The organism is Sulfurovum aggregans (assembly GCF_055385215.1).
In genome coordinates this window covers 570,936-589,429 of record NZ_AP042387.1, presented here as the reverse complement: position 1 = coordinate 589,429, position 18,494 = coordinate 570,936, and the positions used below count along the sequence as shown (strand labels likewise).

Below are 18,494 nucleotides of genomic sequence, written 5' to 3'. Positions count from 1 at the left end.
AGGTGATTGAATGGTAAAACTGATTGAAATGATGCTGGATGAAAAGCTTATCACTAAAGATGCTATTTCTACTTTAGTAAAAAGCCGGCCGCCTAAAAAAATCTCGTTTGCTAATCTTATAGCTGAAAATATGATCGATCTGCACTCTGTAGAAATATTTTTAGCCAAGAAAGTACGGCAGGGTGTCATTACATTATCTCATTTGGAAAGGATAGAGGGAATTGATATTGTCCCTATTCTTGAAGAAGTTGCAAAGGCACTTCATGTTGAGTATATCGATCTGGATGAAGTTGAAATAGATATGAAACTGTTTTCACAGATACCATATAAACAGCTTCTTAAATATAATGTGATCCCTATCGAGGAGAATGACCTTAATGTACTTGTTGTCTTTGATGATCCTTTGGATATGGGTGCACAGGATGCAATACAACGGCTTTTCCCGAAGAAACCTATCAAAATAGCAATTTCCAGGCCAAAGCAGATACATCAGTATCTGCAGCGTCTGGAGATCAATGAAAACATTAAAGGCCTGGTTTCTGATATACGTAAAGATCTAAGTCAGGAAGGGAATATGGATGAAGCGGACAGTGAATCACCTGCTGTTCTGAAACTCATAGATATTATCCTGAAATCGGCTATTTATATCGGTGCAAGTGATATCCATATTGAAGCAACAGAGAAGAACTGTATTATCAGAGAGCGTGTGGATGGTATGTTGCGTCAAAGTTTTACATTTGATAAAGATATTTTCAATCCGCTTGCTTCACGGATGAAGCTCCTTTCAAATCTGGATATTGCAGAGAAAAGAAAACCTCAGGATGGAAGGTTCTCTGCCACGATCACAAAAAGAGATTTTGATTTCAGGGTCTCTACACTTCCTACGATCTACGGGGAGTCCATTGTTCTGAGGATATTGGATAAATCCAAAGCAATGATCAGGCTGGAAGAAGCCGGTATGAGCAAGTTCTGCTATGACAGATTTTCTGAAGCTATTAAAGTGCCGTATGGAATAGTTCTGGTCACCGGGCCTACAGGATCCGGTAAAACAACAACGCTTTACGGTGCGCTTAATGCGATAAAGGATGTGAAAGACAAGATCATTACGGTTGAAGATCCTGTAGAATATCAGATGAGCGGTCTTCAGCAGGTGCAGGTAAAGCCGAATATCGGACTGACTTTCGGTACAGCCTTAAAATCAATATTAAGACAGGATCCTGACAAGATCATGATCGGTGAGATCAGAGATAAAGAGACTTTGCGTATTGCCATACAGGCAGCACTTACCGGCCACCTGGTCCTTTCTACTCTGCATACGAATGATGCTATTTCCGCAGTGACCAGGATTCTGGATATGGGTATAGAAGAGTATCTTGTGAGTGGTGCTCTTATAGCAATTCAGGCACAAAGGCTGGTAAGAAAGATATGTCCACACTGCAAGAAGGAAGTTATATTACCTGAAACTCTTTTGAAGGATGTTGAAGAGTATCTTCCGGAAAATCCGGTCTTTTTTAAAGGTGAAGGATGTAAAGAGTGTGACCATACCGGATATGCAGGCAGAGAGATGATCTCTGAAGTATTGACAGTAAGTGAGACTTTGTCACGAATGATCGCTGCAGGAGCATCCAAAGAAGAGATGACGAACCAGGCAATGGAAGAAGGATTTATCAATATGTTTGAAGATGGGGTCAGAAAGGCTCTTGAGGGAAAAACAACGATCGAAGAAATCTATAGAGTAGCGAGGTTGTAATGAAATATTTTAATGTAACGGTCATGGACAAGGGTAAAAAGCGTTCAGAATTAATAAAGGCAGAGAATAGAATAGCAGCGATCAAAGCAGCAAAACGCAAATTTCCCGCTTTAATGATAATGCGGGCTGTAGAGACATCGGTACCTCTTGAAGAGACTCTGAATAATGTATTCAAAGGGATCACAAGGTCATTTAAATCCAAGATACCCATTAATGATAAAATTTCTACGATCAGGCAAATCGCCGTGATGACCGATGCAGGTATCGCGATCAATGATACCTTGGAGGATGTAGCGGATAATACGAATAATCAGCAGCTTAAAGAGATGTATAATACCATGAATAATGATATTAATGCAGGTAACAGCCTGGCTGATGCAATGAAACCGTATACAGAAGAGTTCGGACATGTTGCACTTGCAATGACGAACCTGGGTGAAAGAACGGGGAATATCTCTGAGGCTTACCATAAGCTTGCCGATATCATGGAGAATATCAGAGACAATACGGCCAAATTCAAAAAAGCGATCCGTTCTCCCTTGATCACTTTGGTGGCAATGGGAATTGCATTTACGATATTGATCATGGTGGTGGTTCCAAAATTTAAAGATATTTTTGACAAATTCAAAACTGAACTGCCTCTTCCTACAAAGATACTTCTTAAATTGGAGTGGGCATTCAGTCATTACGGAGTGCTCATACTGTTTGTTTTAGTGGCATCGATCTTAACATTGAAATATTTTTATAAGAACAACAGAGATTTCAAATATATGATAGACAAGATAATGATCCATCCGAAATTCTACCTTATCAACAAAGCGATATTCCTCTCTACTATGCATAAATATAATCTGGTTTTTGGTGAACTTGTAAAATCCGGGATTCCTGTTTCCGAGGCATTGGAGACAGCTGTCGGCATGGTTGATAACCTGGCGATAAAAGAACAGCTGCTGACAGTAAATGCAAATATCGGACGCGGTATGAACCTTGCTGAGGCTTTTGCACTTACTGGACTGTATGAAAATATGCTTTTGCAAATGATCAAAGCAGGAGAAGCAGGCGGACAGCTTGATGCCATGCTGGATAAAGTAACCAAATATTATGAGATGGAATTTCAGGAGCTGATTGATAACCTTTCAACCTATGTGGAGCCTATTTTGCTATTCTTTATTGCAGGGCTTGTTCTTTTAATGGCTCTTGGAATCTTCATGCCTATGTGGGATCTCGGCAGGGCGGTCAAGGGGTAAACTTTATAAGAGAAAGAAGAGGAGACCATTGCTCTTCTTTCTCTATACTATCAAAGTCTGTGGTGTTTAACAGCTTTTTCCAGATCTTCTATGGTATCTATTCCGAAACTCTCTGTTTCTACTTCTGTCATAGCAACGCTGTATCCATGATGGAGTGCTCTGAGTTGTTCCAGTTTTTCTATATGTTCCAGAGGTGCAGGGCTTAGTGTACAGAATGTATGCAATGATCTTACGGTAAAACCGTAAATACCCAGGTGGCCTTTATATTGATCAAAATGGTGGTCACGGGGATAGGGGATCTTTGCTCTGGAAAAATAGAGTGCTATATTATTCGTATCTGTTACGACTTTTACAATATTCGGGTCATCCGCTTCAGGGTTTGAAATAATCTTATAACATGAGTTCATCATAATCTTTCCGTTATCTCTGTTCTTTTTTGTCAGATCATAAATGGCCTGGACTACATCAGTCTCTATAAACGGTTCATCTCCCTGAACATTGATGATGATCTCATTATCACTTAAACCCAGTTTCCGTACAGCTTCATAGATACGGTCCGTACCGCTCTGGTGTTCTGTTGATGTGAGTACAGCTTTAATATCATGCTTTTTAGCGATATCAATAACCTCTTGGGAGTCTGTTGCAATGACTACGTTGTCAATATCATCTACAGCCATGGCAGTTCTTATGACCATGGGGATACCTCCTATATCTGCCAAGACTTTATTGGGAAAGCGGCTGGAACCTATACGTGCAGGAATAATGATCATGATAAACCTTTTATTTAAGTAATTATGTATGATTTTACACTCTCTATGCTAAAATACAAGTAATTTTTTGTAAGCGTTTAAAACGCTTTTAAGGCGACTGGCCATATGGGCACTAATATGGTGTCAGCGTTGGTTTTCCGGACTTTGCCCAAAAAATGTAAGGGATAAATATGAAAGCACTTTTACTTCTCAATATGGGTGGGCCGAACACTATAGAAGAGGTCGAACTTTTTTTACGCAATATGTTTGCAGATAAAAATATATTGACCATGAATCCCTATATGCGGAAGTTCATTGCCAATATTATTATCTCTAAACGTCTGGAGGATGTGAAAGAGAATTATAGACTTTTGGGTGGAAAGTCACCACTTCCTGAACTGACTGCCCGGCTTATTCTGAAACTTAAAGAGCATCTTGATATGCCTGTCTATCCTGCTATGCGATATGTCCCTCCGTTTGCAGACAAAGCACTTTTTCAGTGTCAAAAGAGCGGTGTAGATGAACTGATACTCTTTCCTATGTACCCGCAGTACTCAACCACCACGACACTTTCCTCTGTTGAAGATATTGAACAACGCTGTGAAGCAATGGGATATTCGCCAAAGATCACACTGATAGATCCGTATTATGATGAGTATGACTATATAGAAGCAAGCTGTGAGAAGATCATGGAAGCGATGGAGGGCAAAAATACCGAAGAGTATGACCTGCTGCTCTCTGCACATGGTTTGCCAATGAGTATTATTAAAGCAGGAGATCCCTATCAGAATCAGGTTGAGGGAAATGTATCGGCTGTAAAAACCTATTTTGCAGGCAAAGGTGTGGTATTTCATGAGATTAAACTTGTGTACCAATCCAAAGTAGGTTCTTCCGCCTGGCTGGAACCGAATCTTGTAGATGTGTTACGTAATCCTACACATAGAAAAGTGCTTATTTACCCGCTTGCATTTACGCTTGATAATTCCGAAACGGTATTTGAACTGGATATTGAACATAGAGAGATCGCCGAAAAAATAAAGTATGAAGATTATATTGTTGCATCATGTATGAATGACAGTGATAAATTCACACAGTTCATTGTGGATAAAGTCAATGCAGTTTAATTATCTTCCGGTTTTGAGAATTTTTTTTTGGATCTCTGTAACAGGGAGTTATATTCTTGCAATGCTTCCGCAGGATATAGCACCGCATATAGGTTCATTATCGGATAAAGGTATACATTTTTTTGCTTTTGCAGTATTGTCTCTGCTACTCGGAATATCTTATACGGTGACATGGATACGGACACTATTCCTACTGACAATTTATGCAGTCTTTATAGAACTGTCCCAACTTTTCACACAGGACCGCAGTGCAGAAATTTTGGATATTATAGCCGATATGATCGGTATAGGGATCGGATCGCTCTTTTATCTTCTGATCAAAAAATGGATAAGATATTATACTGCATATGAATACAATTAAAAAACACTCTATCTTTACAACAGAAGTCAATCGCTCAAAATTCATTACATATCTTGTACCCATGTCAGAGTATGAGGGGTTGCAGGAGAAGTTGAAATCTGAACATCCAAAAGCCAACCATGTTGTTTATGCTTTGCGCTATTTAAATGCGTTTGAACAAATTGTTGAAAATGCTTCAGATGACGGGGAGCCCAAAGGCTGTGCCGGTACACCGGCATTAAATGTACTTCGTGGTGAAGAGATGATCAATTGTGCAGTACTTATTGTACGCTATTTCGGCGGTATCAAGCTTGGAACAGGCGGTATGGCAAGAGCGTATGCTTTGGCTGTAAAGAATGTGTTAAATATAAGTGAGTTGCTGCCTTATGAAAAACAGGTAGAGTATACATTTGAAACTACTTACTCTGCCGTAGATAAGACATTGTATAAGTTAAAACAATTGGATATCACGTACTATGCAAGAGAGTTTGGTCTGGAAACAGTAAAGTGGAGAATACAGGGAAGTGAGGAAAAGATAAGTATATTTTCTAAAAGTGCTGAACGCTGAACGCTCAACACTAAGCGCTCTTAGAGTGCATCCTCGTTCTCTTCATCCGTTCTGATACGGATGGTTCTTGAAATATCACTGACAAAGATCTTACCGTCACCTATCTTGCCTGTTTTAGCAGCTTCCTTGATAGCTTCGATCACTTTATTTGCATATTCATCATTACTTACAACGATCTCCAGTTTTACTTTAGGAATGAACTCAACCACATACTCGGCACCTCTATAGAGCTCTGAGTGTCCCTGTTGTCTTCCGTAGCCTTTGACTTCTGAGATGGTCATACCTTCAATACCGGCTTCTATCAATGCTTCTTTTACATCATCCAGCTTAAACGGTTTGATGATCGCTTCTATTTTTTTCATTTTTATTCCTTTAGTATAAAAGTTTGATATTGTCTAATTATAAAACAAGTTCTTAAATAGTCCGCTTGAATTCAGGATAGGATTCTATACCGCATTCCGTAGCATCAATTCCCTCAAGCTGTTCATCATCACTGGCACGCAGTACAAAGATCTTATTGATTGCATAGATCACTATCCATGATAGAGGAAAGACGATAGCTGCAACTACAAGTATACCTTTTAATTGTGTCCATATACTTACATCTGCTACAAAAATACCTACAGCCAGTGTTCCCCATATACCGTTGACAAGGTGAACGGAGAGTGCTCCTACCGGATCATCCATTTTTAGTTTGTCAAATAAAGGTACGGCAATAACAACCAGTGCACCACCGATAGCCCCTATCAGAATAGGGGTATAGATATCATACCGGTCCGGTCCGGCGGTTACTGCAACAAGTCCTCCAAGTGCACCGTTGAGAATCATGGTAATATCGAACTTTTTGTATCGGAAATAGGTGAGTAGCCAACCGACAATGGCACCGGCAAGACCGGCGGTATTGGTATTCATGATGGTCAAGGCGACAGCATCGGCATTTTCTTTGCTGGAAATGGCTCCAACAGAACCGCCGTTAAATCCGAACCACCCGATCCATAGAAGAAAGGCTCCCAGTGTGACAAGAGGGATATTTGAAGCAGGAATAACCTGGATTTCCCCACTTTTCTTATAACGTCCGCGTCTTGAACCCATGATCAGGATCGCTGCCAGGAGTGCCCATCCGCCTGTAGAGTGAATGACGGTTGAACCGGCAAGGTCAGCCATACCGGAAATATCCAAAGCAGTACCTGCCAAAAAGTTTGCACCCCAGGTAATATTTACGATAGTCGGGTAGAGGAATGCACCTACTGCAACAGTGAACAAAGCCAAAGGGAGGATACGCGAGCGTTCACTTACGCCGCCACTCATAATGTTGACGACTTTTCCGACAAATGCCATTTGAAAGAGGAAGAAAGCATATTTGCTCATACCATCCTGATGGTCCCAGCTTCCAAAAGCATACTCATATCCTATAAGCATGAATGACAGAGAAGCTATGGCATAGATCATTACATTTACGGTAAGTACCGAAGTAACATTTTTTGTTCGTACCAAACCTGCTTCCAGCATTGCAAAACCCGGCACCATAAAGATGATAAGTGTCATGGCAAAGATAGCAAAAAAAGTATCTATGACGTAATTCATTTCCATATTGATCTCCTAATATTTTGAATAGTTTAGTGTATCTATAAATTAAGGAGGATAGAGGGATACAGTTGATTTATATTTAGGCAGAAAAATATTTTTTTAATAAAATTTATATGAAATATTGATTAATTTTTAATCAGTGAGTTGCTTGAGAGGATAACTTGTATATCTTCCCGTTGAGAAGAATAGATATAATGAGAAGGCAGAGCTTTGCTCTGTCTTCAGTCTGATCATATCAGAGTGCTTCCTCATCTTTTTCATCCGTTCTGATACGCAGTACAGAATCAATAGTCGTGACAAAGATCTTACCGTCACCGATCTTGCCTGTTTTGGCAGCACCATTGATCGCTTTGATGGCGATGTCGGCATACTCATCGTTGCTTACAACGATCTCGATCTTGATCTTGGGGATGAATTCAACGACATATTCTGCTCCTCTGTAAAGCTCAGAATGTCCCTGTTGCCTTCCGTACCCTTTAACCTCAGATACTGTCATACCTTCGATACCGGCTTCTACCAATGCCTCTTTTACATCTTCAAGTTTAAATGGTTTTATGATTGCTTCAATTTTTTTCATTTTTATTCCTTATTGTTACTGTTGTTTTAAACTAAGCTCTAAATACAACATATTGCATGAGCCTTCCACTGAGGAGAACCCAGTGCTGGTAATCTCCTGTAAAGAAAGTTGCCTAAAAGGCAAGGTTTCTGCAAGAGACAAGAAATAGAGCTTTGCTCTATGCCATCTTGTTATAAATTCATACCTTTTTCACCGTGTATGGCTTCATCAAGACCCATCTCTTCTGTTTCAGCATCAACTCTGGCACCACCGGTCAAGGCACTTGCAACATAATAAACAATTACTGTACCGATAAGTGTCCAAAGACCGACAACAACAACGGATTCAACCTGTACCATGAATTGCCCCATTCTGTCACCACTCTCTTTCAATGGACCATCCCAGAGAAGGTCTTTATCGTTAAGAGCGAAGAATGCTGTTGCAAGCGCACCCCATAGACCAGCCAGGAAGTGGATACCGAATGCATCAAGAGAGTCATCATAACCAAATATTTTTTTCAGCTTGACAACACCGAAGAATGCAATCACTGAACCGAAGATACCGATGATGAATGCACCGCCTACACCAACGAAACCGGCAGCAGGAGTAATAGCGACAAGTCCTGCAATAATACCGGATGCGATTCCAAGTAGTGTCGGCTTTTTATAGACAATCCACTCCAGAAGCAACCATGTTACACCGGCAGCAGCTGTTGCGATGGTTGTTGTAAGTACAGCAAGGCCGGCAATAGCGTTCGCACCGAATGCAGAACCACCGTTGAATCCATACCAGCCGAACCATAACAGTGCAGCACCTGCAGCTGTAAAGAGAATGCTGAAAGGTTTCATAGCAATTTTAGGATAACCGGCTCTTTTACCTACCAGGATAGCAAGTACAAGGCCAGCCAGACCACCATTCATGTGTACAACGGTACCACCGGCAAAGTCAAGTGCACCTGCATCAAAAAGAAGTGCACCGTCTCCACCCCATACCATGTGGGTAATAGGAGCATAAACTACCAGACCCCACAGGGCAACGATCACCATCCATGTAGAGAATTTCATACGACCGATCACAGAACCTGAAGCGATCGCTACGGTAATAGCAGCAAAGGTACCCTGGAATGCGATGAATACATACGTAGGATAGGAACCGCTTAGATCAGTCCATTTGATACCGCTTAAAAGCACATTATCTAAACCCCCCATGAATTGTTGGATACCGGCAGATTCAGCTGTACCGAATGCGATAGAGTAACCTGCAAGGATCCATACAACAAATGCAAGAACGAAAGCACCCATTACCATTGCATAGGTATTCAATGCATTTTTTGTTCTTGACATACCTGCGTAGAACAGTGCAAGGCCTGCCGGTGTCATCAGTAATACAAGTGCAGTAGACATCATCATCCATGCTGTATCACCCGTATCGAGTTTGTCTTCCGCAAAAGCGGCGATCGGCATTAAAGATGCCAGTAGAGCTAAAAGTTTTAACTTCATGCTTTTTTCCTTTAAAATAATTTTCAAAAGAATAATAACATCTAAAAGAGAATCTTTTTATCGGATGTATGATTAATTTTTAATCAATCTCGAATGAGCGGTATCTCTAATTTGATTGTTCTCTCTTTGAGAAGAGAAGTAATATGACCCTGTGTAGCGAGTGTACGTATCTCTTCATCCGTATCATTGTAACGTCCATTTGCCTCTACAGTAAGTTGGACTATAGGTTTTTTCTTTCCTGAAATGATGACATGTTCCCCGACCAGAAGTTTCAGTGTAATGTTAATGGAGTCAGAATCTCTAAAGGTATCAAGTGTTTTTCTGAGCAGTTTGGAAAATCTGTTCTGATCAATCTTGAATTCCGGTATATCAGGGTCGGTCAGCAGTTTCAATGCATTTGTATTTTTTGTCTTAAAAAGTGCAATATTCGCTTCGAGCAGCAGATTGATGTCGGTACTGACCAGTTTGTCTCTCTCTATCGGAGTTGCGGATTTTGTTCTTGGGGCGTTGTAAAAACGAATAGAGATCTGCTCTTCATTTTCATATCCTACGGTAATAGCATAGAAGCTGAACGAATCGTAGTTCAGTGTAAGCGTGGTTGTCTTGTATCCAAAATTTTGTGGTGCATAGGCCAGAGCCAGATCATAAAGTTCTTTTTTTGAGACATACCCAAAGAGTATTTCCGCACTGTTATTGAGGTAGAGTATCTTTCCCTGGGCACTGAAAAGTATAAAAGGGCTGTTATCCCAATCTAAAAATGCTTGAAAATCAATCGATGTGGTGTTCATGTATCTTCTTCCTGAGGGTATTTCTGTTAATACCTAAAACGTGTGAGAGTTGCAGCTGAGAGCCGAATTTTTTAAGACCGGCTTCTATGAGAGGTTTCTCATAAAGTCCAAGATACTCTTTGTAGCCATTATTACCATCCAGTTTTTGTAAAATATAATGATAGATAGCCTCTTGTATATCTTCTGCTCCCATTGAATGATTCATCAAATACTGGTAGATGGATTTTTTCAGGGTTTTGCTGTTATTGCTCAAGTTAACAGGTATCTCTTCGATAGGGAAATCCAACTCTTTCAGCATGAGATTCGACTGTGCCTCTTTGATGAATCTGTTTTTGATGAAATCTGTATCATCAGGACGTTCTTTAAGCGGGGGAAGCGTATAGATAAAGGCAAAAAGGTTATCGATGGTCTGCTGGTTTCCTATATAGTTTGCCGTAGCAATGACACGCTTGTTGTCCAGATCAAGCGATTCCTGGTTACTGAGTTTCTCAAAATCAGTGATGATAAGTTCGTCCACTTCGCTCAGTAGTTTGACAACTGCCTCTTGATCTGCACCAGAGACCAGGGGTGCTTCAGGAAAGAGATAACGGGCCAAAGATTTCTTGCCGATATTCGGTTCGCCTATAATAATGGAAGAGACAAAAAGTGTTTTAGTAAGGTTAAACCCCTTAATAATATTCTGTACCTGCTCTGAGTTGGTGAAAAATTGTTCCATATAAGTACTTCTAATGTTTCTTATTTGATTAAAAAATAATCATTCTGCTATTGCATTATTATAACTAATCTATGCTAAACTACAGGAATACCATAGGGGAAGGTTGGCACATCAAAAACGCGTTTAAAACTTTTTGTGAACATAATCCATATTTGACTCTGGAACAGTCTATTGAATATTTTGCCATTTTAGGTGGAGTAGAACAGAGTATAGAACTTGATTTTTTTGAAGATATTTTTGAGATGGTCGAGTCCAATTTCGTAGAAGATTTCAGTAAATTCCAAAATCTTGTCTCCCCCTCTTATCTGCTCGAGACTCCTTATCGTGAAGTTCTTATGGCTGTGGCTAGGGGAGATGGTAAGTTTTACTCTGTACTAAGAAAAGCCAGACTGAGTGAGGGTGCTGGTGAAGAGATCATTGCTGAGCTTCTCTCTTTAAATGTACTTAAGTTGGAACATACCCGAGAACAGCCGCTCAAGATACACCCGAAACATAAACTTAAAAAAGAACTTCGCTCCTACCGCATACAGGATAAACTCCGTTTTGTTCAGCCTTTTATGCGTTTCTGGTTCGGGTTTGTCACCTATTATAAAAGAGAGCTGCTTCAACATGATGCGGCTGCTTTTTTGGAGAATTTCAAAAACAATTATGAACGTCTGCGTACACTGGTCTATGAACAGCTTTGTAATGCATTGCTTATCAAGTATTTTGAAAGCTCTACACCACTGCAGAGCAGCGGCAGTTACTGGAACCAGCATAGTGAATTTGATATCCTGGCCATCACCAATGATAAAAAGCTCATATTGGGGGAGTGTAAATACAAAGACCGGAAAGTATGTAAGAGTGAGCTGAGTAAACTCAAAGCCAAGGCATTGCAGTCAGGTATCAAAGTAGATGTTTATGCACTTTTTTCGAAAAGTGGGTTTTCTAACGAGCTGCTGGGGATGAAAGATGAGAGATTACTCTTGTTTGACCTGGAAGACTTGAAAGTACTTTTGTAGATAGCGACTATTTTGCTCTCATTGCACCTTGGAAAGAGTGTGAAAGAACCCATGGAAGTGGAGACTTCAGTCCCACCAAAAAGCTTTTTTGCCTAAAAAAGTTTGTATTTATATGGAAAATATTGCTTTTTCTGTCAAAATAACCTAAAAATATGCAAATATTTGGGTGAGGCTGAAGCCTTCACTTCCGAGGTGCCTAGTTCTTTCACAATCTCGGAAAGGGGCAATGAGGGAAATCCCAGTGATTAAAAAGTCATGACCTTATCACTTTTGATCACCCAGTCAGCTAAAATTTGCATCGTCGATGAGATATTTTCATCAAAATAGGGTTCATTTTGAAACAGGCCGAAACGGGCATTACAGTTACCGCAGACTTGTAGATTTATGCCGCTTGCATACATTTCTTTAAGTATTTCTTTAAGTATTTCTACAAAATCATGATGATAACTTTCCGGCTTGCTTGTTGTGTCCCGGGCAAGGTCATCCTCATCATTCATGAGAAAGATATTGACCTCTTGTCCACTTTTGTGAAGTGCTTTTGCAAGTTGTAGTGCGTTCCATGCAACATCAGACCCGTCATAGGGTTTGTGATTAAGTATAATTGTTATCATTGTATATCCGCTTACTCTTCATTGCTTAATTTGGTTACACCCAGTCCTGTTTCTATTGGATATCCGGCTTTTGCCCATCCTTTTAGTCCACCTTTGAGGTTGACTGCATTTTTAAAGCCCAGTTTTCTTAATGTTTGGGCAGCCAGGACACCGCGACTTCCTCCTCGGCAATAGGTGACTATAACCGCATCTTTATTTTTGATCTTATTGAGCACTTTAAATTCTAAATTCCCACGGGTGATAGCAAAATAATCATCCGCATATATCTGGCCTTCAGCTCTCTGGTTTGCTTCACGAACATCCAGAATGATCACATTTTCTTCTTTGTCAAGCATTTTCTTGAGCTTTTGAGGAGTGATCTCTCCTGCTTCTTTCTTGGCTTCTTCAATCAATTTATCCGTCTGGGGATGACCGGCAGTAAGAGGGTGTATCCCCAACAGTATCAATAGTGAAAGCTGAACTAATCTTTTCATTATATTTCCTTATATACTAATTAACTACTTAGGCATTTAGCTAAGTAAATTTTTGTATGTTATAATACTTTTACTTAAACTGACAAGGACATAAATGCTGGATATGTATCAAAAGATAAAAATCTTCAAAGCACTTGGAAATGAAACCCGGTTTTTAATTTTTAAAAATGTTTTTACCGGAGGCTATACCTGTTCGATTGACAAAAAAGATCCCAATGTCAAAGTGAGTCCTCATGCTACTTGCGTCAGTACCATAGCCGAGCACTTTGATTTCTCGTTGCCGACTATTTCCAAGCACCTCAAAGAGCTGCGGGAAGCCAATATCGTAACGATGGAGAAGAAGGGCAATAAGATCTATATAGAGCCCAATGTCGAGACTATCCGTGAATTGGGCGGATGTTTTACGACACTTGCTGATAATTTCGATACGAATAGAGAACTGTTTTTTGGTGAATTGACGGTAAGTTAGAGAGTAGTATAGTCCAGCCTATCTCTGCTCTCGTTACGTCTCTCCAGAGACTGTGAAAGAACTAGGTACCTCGGAAGTGAAGGCTTCAGCCTCACCCAAATATTTGCATATTTTTAGGTTATTTTGACAGAAAAAGCAATATTTTCCATATAAATACAAACTTTTTTAGGAAAAAAAGCTTTTTGGTGGGACTGAAGTCTCCACTTCCATGGGTTCTTTCACAGTCTCTCCCGAGGCGTAATGCATACAGTAATTTAAGATACAATAACGTGACATTCCACTGCTAGGTAGTGATAAAATAGTGATAATCCATAAGTAAAAACTTTAAACTAAAGCAACCAGCCCATCACCAACAGAAATAATCCCTGATTTGACAACAGTGGCTCTAACCCCGCCGATATATTTCAACCCTTCCATGATATCTTCTCCTAAAAGTCTTGACAGGTAACGACATGGCGGACAGGTTCTTACAATGCGAAAGGTGGCTGTACCTATGGTGAATTCTTTGTTTTTGAGCACTTCATAGTCAAGATCTTTGATAATGAGATTGCGTCGCAGGTCTAAGAAGTTTAGTTTGCTATCAAGGCGTTTGTTGCAGATCTGGAGTGACTCATAAGGGAGTATGGAGATCTCTCGGACACTTTGGGAGAGTTGGGGTTTGTTGAATGTACCCTTGCCATAGAAGTAGCGGTCACCTTCCAAGCCTTTACCTGCAACTGCATGAATGGTTTGAACATACTCTAGAGGCTTCTTTGCCTCTTTACCGATGATGATGGCATGAAGATGCATTAGCTTTGTATGTTACTCCCAACTTTCTCCTCAACCAGTACCTCTTCCTCATACACCTTAACCCCTTCCAAATAACCACTTATCTCAACTTCTTCATAGATGATGCCTTCAGGTACGGCTTCAGAGTGAAGTTGTACGGCACACTGTTTGTAGTTTGGCTCGAAAGATTTTGGGTCGAACTCCGGGATGGTGATGTTGTTGATGAGTTGTTCGTTGTAGTGGAAAGGGACAAAGACATTTCCTTCTCTTACCGTTTCACTTATTTTGACAATGACATCTTCTACGCGTCCACGGTTACCCGAAAGTGCGATGCGATCTCCGCTTTTTACCTTGAGTTTGGCAGCATCTTTGGGACTTAGGTCTACCCACGCTTCAGGAGCCAAGGCATCCAGTATGCCGATGGTGCCTGTTTTGGTTCGGGTGTGGAACTGCTCTACGGTTCTTCCTGTGTTGAGGATGAGAGGGAGTCCCTTGCATTGCATTTCACTTAGAGGTTTCCACTCTACCGGTAAAAGATTTGCTTTTCCGTCAGGAGTAGGGCATGGCATCTCTTCTGAGTAGAGTCTTTTTGTTCCTTGTGGTGCTTTCTCATTACACGGCCACTGGATCCCTCCGAGTTCTTCTATGCGTTCATAGTCCATTCCGGAGTAGTCACAGAGTTGTCCTTTACTGACACGTTTGATCTCATTAAAGACATCTCTGGGGGTGTGCAGGTCTTTGAAAAGAAGTTCATACTTCCCTTCAAAATATTTGGAGAACTCTCTTACGATGTCAAGGTCACTCTTGGTATCACCTAGAGGTTCTATGGCTTTTTTTGCATAGTTGCAGCGACGCTCAGAGTTGGTGTAGCATCCCTCTTTTTCACTCCATGTGGCTGCAGAGAAGACGACATCGGCTATCTGGGCTGTGTCGGACATAAAGGCATCCTGTACTACGAGGATGTCCAGTTTCTTAAGTGCTTCTCTTAGCGCATTTTGGTCCGGGTAGCTTACCAGTGGGTTGGTTGCTACGACCCATAGGGCTTTGATCTCACCTCTGTTTATGGCATCGATGATCTGAGGATAGGCATACCCGCGTGCTGTAGGGATAAGCTCCGTAGGTACATTGATGATGTTCGCAAAGGCTTCTCTGTCACTGGCATTTGCATAATTTCTGTACCCAGGGATGGAAGAGGTAAATCCGAACTCTCTGGTTCCCATCGCATTACACTGTCCCGTAATGGACATAGGGGAGGAGCCTTCTTTCCCAAGGTTTCCTGTGATGAGGGCCAGGTTACAGATGGCAGAGACGGTGTCTGTACCGATAGAACTTTGGTTGACACCCATCGTCCAGGCACTCATGGCTCTGTCTGCTGTTGCATAAATTTTAGCTAAGTTGTAGAGCTCTTTTACCTCTAACCCTGTGATATTTGCTACATCCTGGGGAGGGTAGTTGTTCATGATATGTTTTCTGAACTCTTTGTAGCCGTTGGTTCTCTCTTTGATAAATTTTTCATCCTCCCAGCCCTGCTCCATAATGATGTAGCAAAGCCCGTTAAGCAGAGCCAGGTCAGATCGTGGTGCAAGCGGTACAAAGATATCCGCCATCTGTGAAGTCTTGGATTTACGAGGGTCCACTACGATGAGAGTCGGTTTTTTACCTGTCTCTTTTTTATTCTTGGCAATGTGGAGTTTCAAAATAGGGTGATTGTCAGCAATATTCGCTCCAATGAGCAAAATGACATCTGCTTTAGAGAAGTCCTCGTAACATCCGGTAGGACCATCAGACCCAAAAGTCTGCTTGTAACCCATCACTGCACTTGCCATACAGAGTGTGGTGTTCCCGTCATAGTTGTTTGTCTCAAGTCCAAGTTGAGTAAATTTCCCCAACGCGTAGAACTCTTCGGTGAGAAGTTGTCCTGTAGAGATGACAGCAACGGCACCTTTGCCATGCTCTGCCTGAATGCGTTTGAACTCGTTACTTGTGTGAGTAAAAACTTCCTCCCAGGAGCTAGATTGAAGTTCACCATTTTTTCTAAGCAGAGGAGTAGGTACACGGTTGTCGGCACGCACCATTTTGTGTTCGCTTAAACCTTTGGGACAGAGTGTTCCCATATTGACCGGGTGAAGAGGGTCACCTTTGGAGTAGACCGCTTCACCGTTCTTTACACCGATGTACATACCGCAGCCTACACCGCAGTATCCACAGGTAGAACGTACCCATTTGTCCGGGGCTTTCTCTTTGGCTACTTTTCCGAAGATGGGGTCATCAACGAGGGCGTATTTCTCCTCTTTGATGTCTAGTCCTAAAAATTGTTTTGCTTTGTCTATTAAACTCATTTTGTTTCCTTTTACTCACTTAAACCACTCTCGTTTCCAAGCTCCTGCTTGGGAATGTGTCCCGCAGAAAATGCCTTTGGGTACATACGAGAATTTTATTTGCTAATATACTTTTTCTCATATTATGAGTTTCTTCTCTACTTTTTTTAGAAAAAAGTAGGCAAAAAAGCGTCATTTCGCAAGTGTACGGTCGGTGCTCTCGGCACTTCTGCCTTCGCACCTGTACACCCAATGCTCAATGACAAAGAATATCATTGCTTTTTCTCAACGCTCAATGCTCAGCACTCAACGCTATGATGCAAAGCATCAATGTCTCTGATTCCCGGCAAAGAAATTCCCTGCCAAACCTAGAGGTACAACGGTCCTGTAGAACAGGTAACGTCCTGCCAATTCAGAGGCAAGTGCACCTGCTGTTGCTATGGCTAACGTTGTTATGGCTAACCCGATTAGTCCGCTTGCTGTAAACATAATGGCTAAAAGTGGCAGACCCAAGGCAAAGAGTGCAAGTGAATAGACCCTGAATTTCTTTACTTTACCGAAATGCTCCTGAAGGAGGGTTCTGGTTCGGTTGTACTGGTAGTAGAGTGGATCTTCTTTGTCCAAGTGACGGTAGAACATGACCTCTTCAAGTATCACCAGTGCCTGTCCCATACCTGCAAGCAGGGTGATGGCAAGCAGTACCATGGCTCCCTGTGCTCCGTTGCTGATGAGCAATACCATTGCAATAAGCAGGAAACCGACATAGCCTGAACCAAAGAAACGTTTGGTGGTGGACTTTCTGTTCCACGATGGACGTGCTTTGATACGGTAGATCATCGACTGTGCGTAAATCCCAAAGAGTCCCAGGCTCAAGGTAATGGCTTCTACAAAGAGTAATCCAAATCCTTTGATCTCTAAAAAGTACATTCCTGCTACCAGAGTAGCCAACCCCGTATAGGCACCAAGAGCAATGGCTTCACGTGAGAGCCAGGAAGTTTTCCAGTTTTTCATAGCAGACATCGCTTTGATGGGTCGTCCCAAATGCAGGGCTGAGAGCGGTAATCCTATGGCAGACGGCAGAAAGGCTAAAATAGCCATGGCTAAATTTGGCTTTGGCAGATTGAATCCCAAAGAGAAAAGCAGTTGTCCTAAAAAGAGTGCCAGAAATGCTCCCACAGAAACCTGAGTCAATACTGTCATAAAGACCAGCGGCAACTCCGGGTGGGCAGGTTTGAGCAGGTGCTCATCTGCCGGACGGATCTCTTCTCCCTCTTTGAGTTCGGGCAGGGTATAACGTGTGGTCGGTTTGGTGATCTCTATATCCGGCAGGTGGGGAGCAACTCCCTCTTTCGCCATATCTTCAGCCAACCACTGTTCCACATTGACTGCTTCTATCTCTATGGCTCCAGCCGGACAGGCTTGTACACAGGCAGGTGTCTGACCTGCTTCAAGTTTGTCCACACACATATGACACTTGGTCACGATGCCTCTGTCTGGATTAAAGACAGGTACTTCATACGGGCAGTTCCATGTACAGTATTGACACCCTATACAGCTAGGGTCATCATGCCAGACGATGCCGTTATCCAGTTTAATGTAGGAGTTGGTAGGACAGCCTTTGAGACACTCAGGATCGATGCAGTGGTTACAGCTCATAGAGTTGAAGAGTTGCAGGGTATCCGGGAACTCACCCATCTCCATCTCACCCACACGTCGCCATTTGATCTCATCCGGGTTGGCATTTTGCTCATTACAGGCTACTTCACAACAGTGGCACCCTACACAGGCAGTGGCATCGAAGTGAAAACGGTACTGCTCTCCCTCTTTGAGCTCCGGAATGTCAATGCTGTAGTTACCGCATTGCATACCTGTTTCATTTTTATGATTTATGAAGCTCTCTAAAGGAGTGTTTTTGCTTAATGGTTCCATTA

At 41.7% G+C, this 18,494-nt stretch carries 19 protein-coding genes; 7 read left to right on the top strand and 12 right to left on the bottom strand.

Going from position 1 to position 18,494, the window contains the following annotated elements; translation table 11 throughout:
• Positions 1-10: 10 nt before the first annotated feature.
• The gene (locus ACZ48W_RS02840; RefSeq protein WP_464829700.1) at positions 11-1,750 is read left to right on the top strand and encodes a GspE/PulE family protein; all 1,740 of its coding nucleotides are present in this window, start codon (positions 11-13) and stop codon (positions 1,748-1,750) included.
• The gene (locus ACZ48W_RS02835; protein WP_464829698.1) at positions 1,750-2,997 is read left to right on the top strand and encodes a type II secretion system F family protein; all 1,248 of its coding nucleotides are present in this window, start codon (positions 1,750-1,752) and stop codon (positions 2,995-2,997) included. Before ACZ48W_RS02840 ends, ACZ48W_RS02835 begins: the two co-directional genes overlap by 1 nt.
• A 50-nt stretch (positions 2,998-3,047) precedes the next feature.
• Here the strand turns inward: ACZ48W_RS02835 and kdsB are convergent, their stop codons facing one another.
• Positions 3,048-3,767 (bottom strand): 3-deoxy-manno-octulosonate cytidylyltransferase, encoded by a 720-nt coding sequence (kdsB, locus tag ACZ48W_RS02830; protein ID WP_464829696.1) that lies wholly within the window; start codon positions 3,765-3,767, stop codon positions 3,048-3,050.
• A 170-nt stretch (positions 3,768-3,937) separates the two neighbouring features.
• Here kdsB and hemH point away from each other — a divergent pair, with 170 nt between their 5' ends.
• The 3 genes from hemH to ACZ48W_RS02815 are packed head-to-tail and all read left to right on the top strand — an operon-like array spanning position 3,938 to position 5,778.
• The gene (hemH, locus tag ACZ48W_RS02825) at positions 3,938-4,870 is read left to right on the top strand and encodes a ferrochelatase (protein WP_464829695.1); all 933 of its coding nucleotides are present in this window, start codon (positions 3,938-3,940) and stop codon (positions 4,868-4,870) included.
• Positions 4,860-5,231: a VanZ family protein gene (locus ACZ48W_RS02820; RefSeq protein ID WP_464829693.1), complete on the top strand. Its 372-nt coding sequence runs from the start codon at positions 4,860-4,862 to the stop codon at positions 5,229-5,231. Before hemH ends, ACZ48W_RS02820 begins: the two co-directional genes overlap by 11 nt.
• Positions 5,218-5,778, top strand: coding sequence for an IMPACT family protein (locus tag ACZ48W_RS02815; RefSeq protein ID WP_464829691.1), 561 nt, complete (start codon positions 5,218-5,220; stop codon positions 5,776-5,778). Before ACZ48W_RS02820 ends, ACZ48W_RS02815 begins: the two co-directional genes overlap by 14 nt.
• A gap of 20 nt (positions 5,779-5,798) precedes the next feature.
• Here the strand turns inward: ACZ48W_RS02815 and ACZ48W_RS02810 are convergent, their stop codons facing one another.
• The 6 genes from ACZ48W_RS02810 to ACZ48W_RS02785 all read right to left on the bottom strand — a co-directional run bounded on the left by ACZ48W_RS02810 (position 5,799) and on the right by ACZ48W_RS02785 (position 10,923).
• Positions 5,799-6,140 (bottom strand): P-II family nitrogen regulator, encoded by a 342-nt coding sequence (locus ACZ48W_RS02810; RefSeq protein WP_464829689.1) that lies wholly within the window; start codon positions 6,138-6,140, stop codon positions 5,799-5,801.
• Positions 6,141-6,192: 52 nt separating this feature from the next.
• Positions 6,193-7,368: an ammonium transporter gene (locus tag ACZ48W_RS02805; protein WP_464829687.1), complete on the bottom strand. Its 1,176-nt coding sequence runs from the start codon at positions 7,366-7,368 to the stop codon at positions 6,193-6,195.
• 232 nt (positions 7,369-7,600) lie between these two features.
• Positions 7,601-7,942, bottom strand: a complete 342-nt coding sequence (locus ACZ48W_RS02800; RefSeq protein ID WP_464829685.1) for a P-II family nitrogen regulator — start codon at positions 7,940-7,942, stop codon at positions 7,601-7,603.
• A gap of 170 nt (positions 7,943-8,112) precedes the next feature.
• Entirely contained in the window at positions 8,113-9,420 is a 1,308-nt protein-coding gene (locus tag ACZ48W_RS02795) for an ammonium transporter (protein WP_464829683.1), read from the bottom strand.
• A gap of 83 nt (positions 9,421-9,503) precedes the next feature.
• On the bottom strand, positions 9,504-10,208 hold the full coding sequence (locus ACZ48W_RS02790; protein ID WP_464829681.1) for a hypothetical protein: 705 nt from the start codon (positions 10,206-10,208) through the stop codon (positions 9,504-9,506).
• A complete protein-coding gene (locus tag ACZ48W_RS02785) occupies positions 10,189-10,923 on the bottom strand; it encodes a helix-turn-helix domain-containing protein (protein WP_464829679.1) in 735 nt (244 codons plus the stop codon). The genes ACZ48W_RS02790 and ACZ48W_RS02785 overlap by 20 nt, the downstream gene beginning before the upstream one ends.
• A 71-nt stretch (positions 10,924-10,994) precedes the next feature.
• On the opposite strand from ACZ48W_RS02785, the gene ACZ48W_RS02780 reads away from it, so the two are divergent.
• The gene (locus tag ACZ48W_RS02780) at positions 10,995-11,924 is read left to right on the top strand and encodes a DUF234 domain-containing protein (protein WP_464829677.1); all 930 of its coding nucleotides are present in this window, start codon (positions 10,995-10,997) and stop codon (positions 11,922-11,924) included.
• 245 nt (positions 11,925-12,169) lie between these two features.
• Here ACZ48W_RS02780 and ACZ48W_RS02775 read toward each other — a convergent pair whose 3' ends face one another.
• Together ACZ48W_RS02775 and ACZ48W_RS02770 are read right to left on the bottom strand one after the other, a co-directional pair.
• Positions 12,170-12,535 (bottom strand): DsrE/DsrF/TusD sulfur relay family protein, encoded by a 366-nt coding sequence (locus ACZ48W_RS02775; RefSeq protein ID WP_464829674.1) that lies wholly within the window; start codon positions 12,533-12,535, stop codon positions 12,170-12,172.
• A gap of 11 nt (positions 12,536-12,546) precedes the next feature.
• The gene (locus tag ACZ48W_RS02770; protein WP_464829672.1) at positions 12,547-13,008 is read right to left on the bottom strand and encodes a rhodanese-like domain-containing protein; all 462 of its coding nucleotides are present in this window, start codon (positions 13,006-13,008) and stop codon (positions 12,547-12,549) included.
• 94 nt (positions 13,009-13,102) lie between these two features.
• Between ACZ48W_RS02770 and ACZ48W_RS02765 the strand changes: the two genes are divergently transcribed.
• A complete protein-coding gene (locus ACZ48W_RS02765) occupies positions 13,103-13,477 on the top strand; it encodes an ArsR/SmtB family transcription factor (protein ID WP_464829670.1) in 375 nt (124 codons plus the stop codon).
• Between the two features lie 324 nt (positions 13,478-13,801).
• Here the strand turns inward: ACZ48W_RS02765 and ACZ48W_RS02760 are convergent, their stop codons facing one another.
• The 3 genes from ACZ48W_RS02760 to ACZ48W_RS02750 form a co-directional block, all read right to left on the bottom strand.
• Positions 13,802-14,266 carry an MOSC domain-containing protein gene (locus ACZ48W_RS02760; RefSeq protein WP_464829668.1) on the bottom strand — a complete coding sequence of 155 codons (465 nt, stop codon included), beginning with the start codon at positions 14,264-14,266 and terminating at the stop codon, positions 13,802-13,804.
• Positions 14,266-16,584, bottom strand: a complete 2,319-nt coding sequence (locus tag ACZ48W_RS02755) for a molybdopterin oxidoreductase family protein (RefSeq protein WP_464829666.1) — start codon at positions 16,582-16,584, stop codon at positions 14,266-14,268. The genes ACZ48W_RS02760 and ACZ48W_RS02755 overlap by 1 nt, the downstream gene beginning before the upstream one ends.
• 306 nt (positions 16,585-16,890) lie before the next feature.
• Positions 16,891-18,492 carry a DmsC/YnfH family molybdoenzyme membrane anchor subunit gene (locus ACZ48W_RS02750; RefSeq protein WP_464829664.1) on the bottom strand — a complete coding sequence of 534 codons (1,602 nt, stop codon included), beginning with the start codon at positions 18,490-18,492 and terminating at the stop codon, positions 16,891-16,893.
• Positions 18,493-18,494 lie beyond the last annotated feature (2 nt).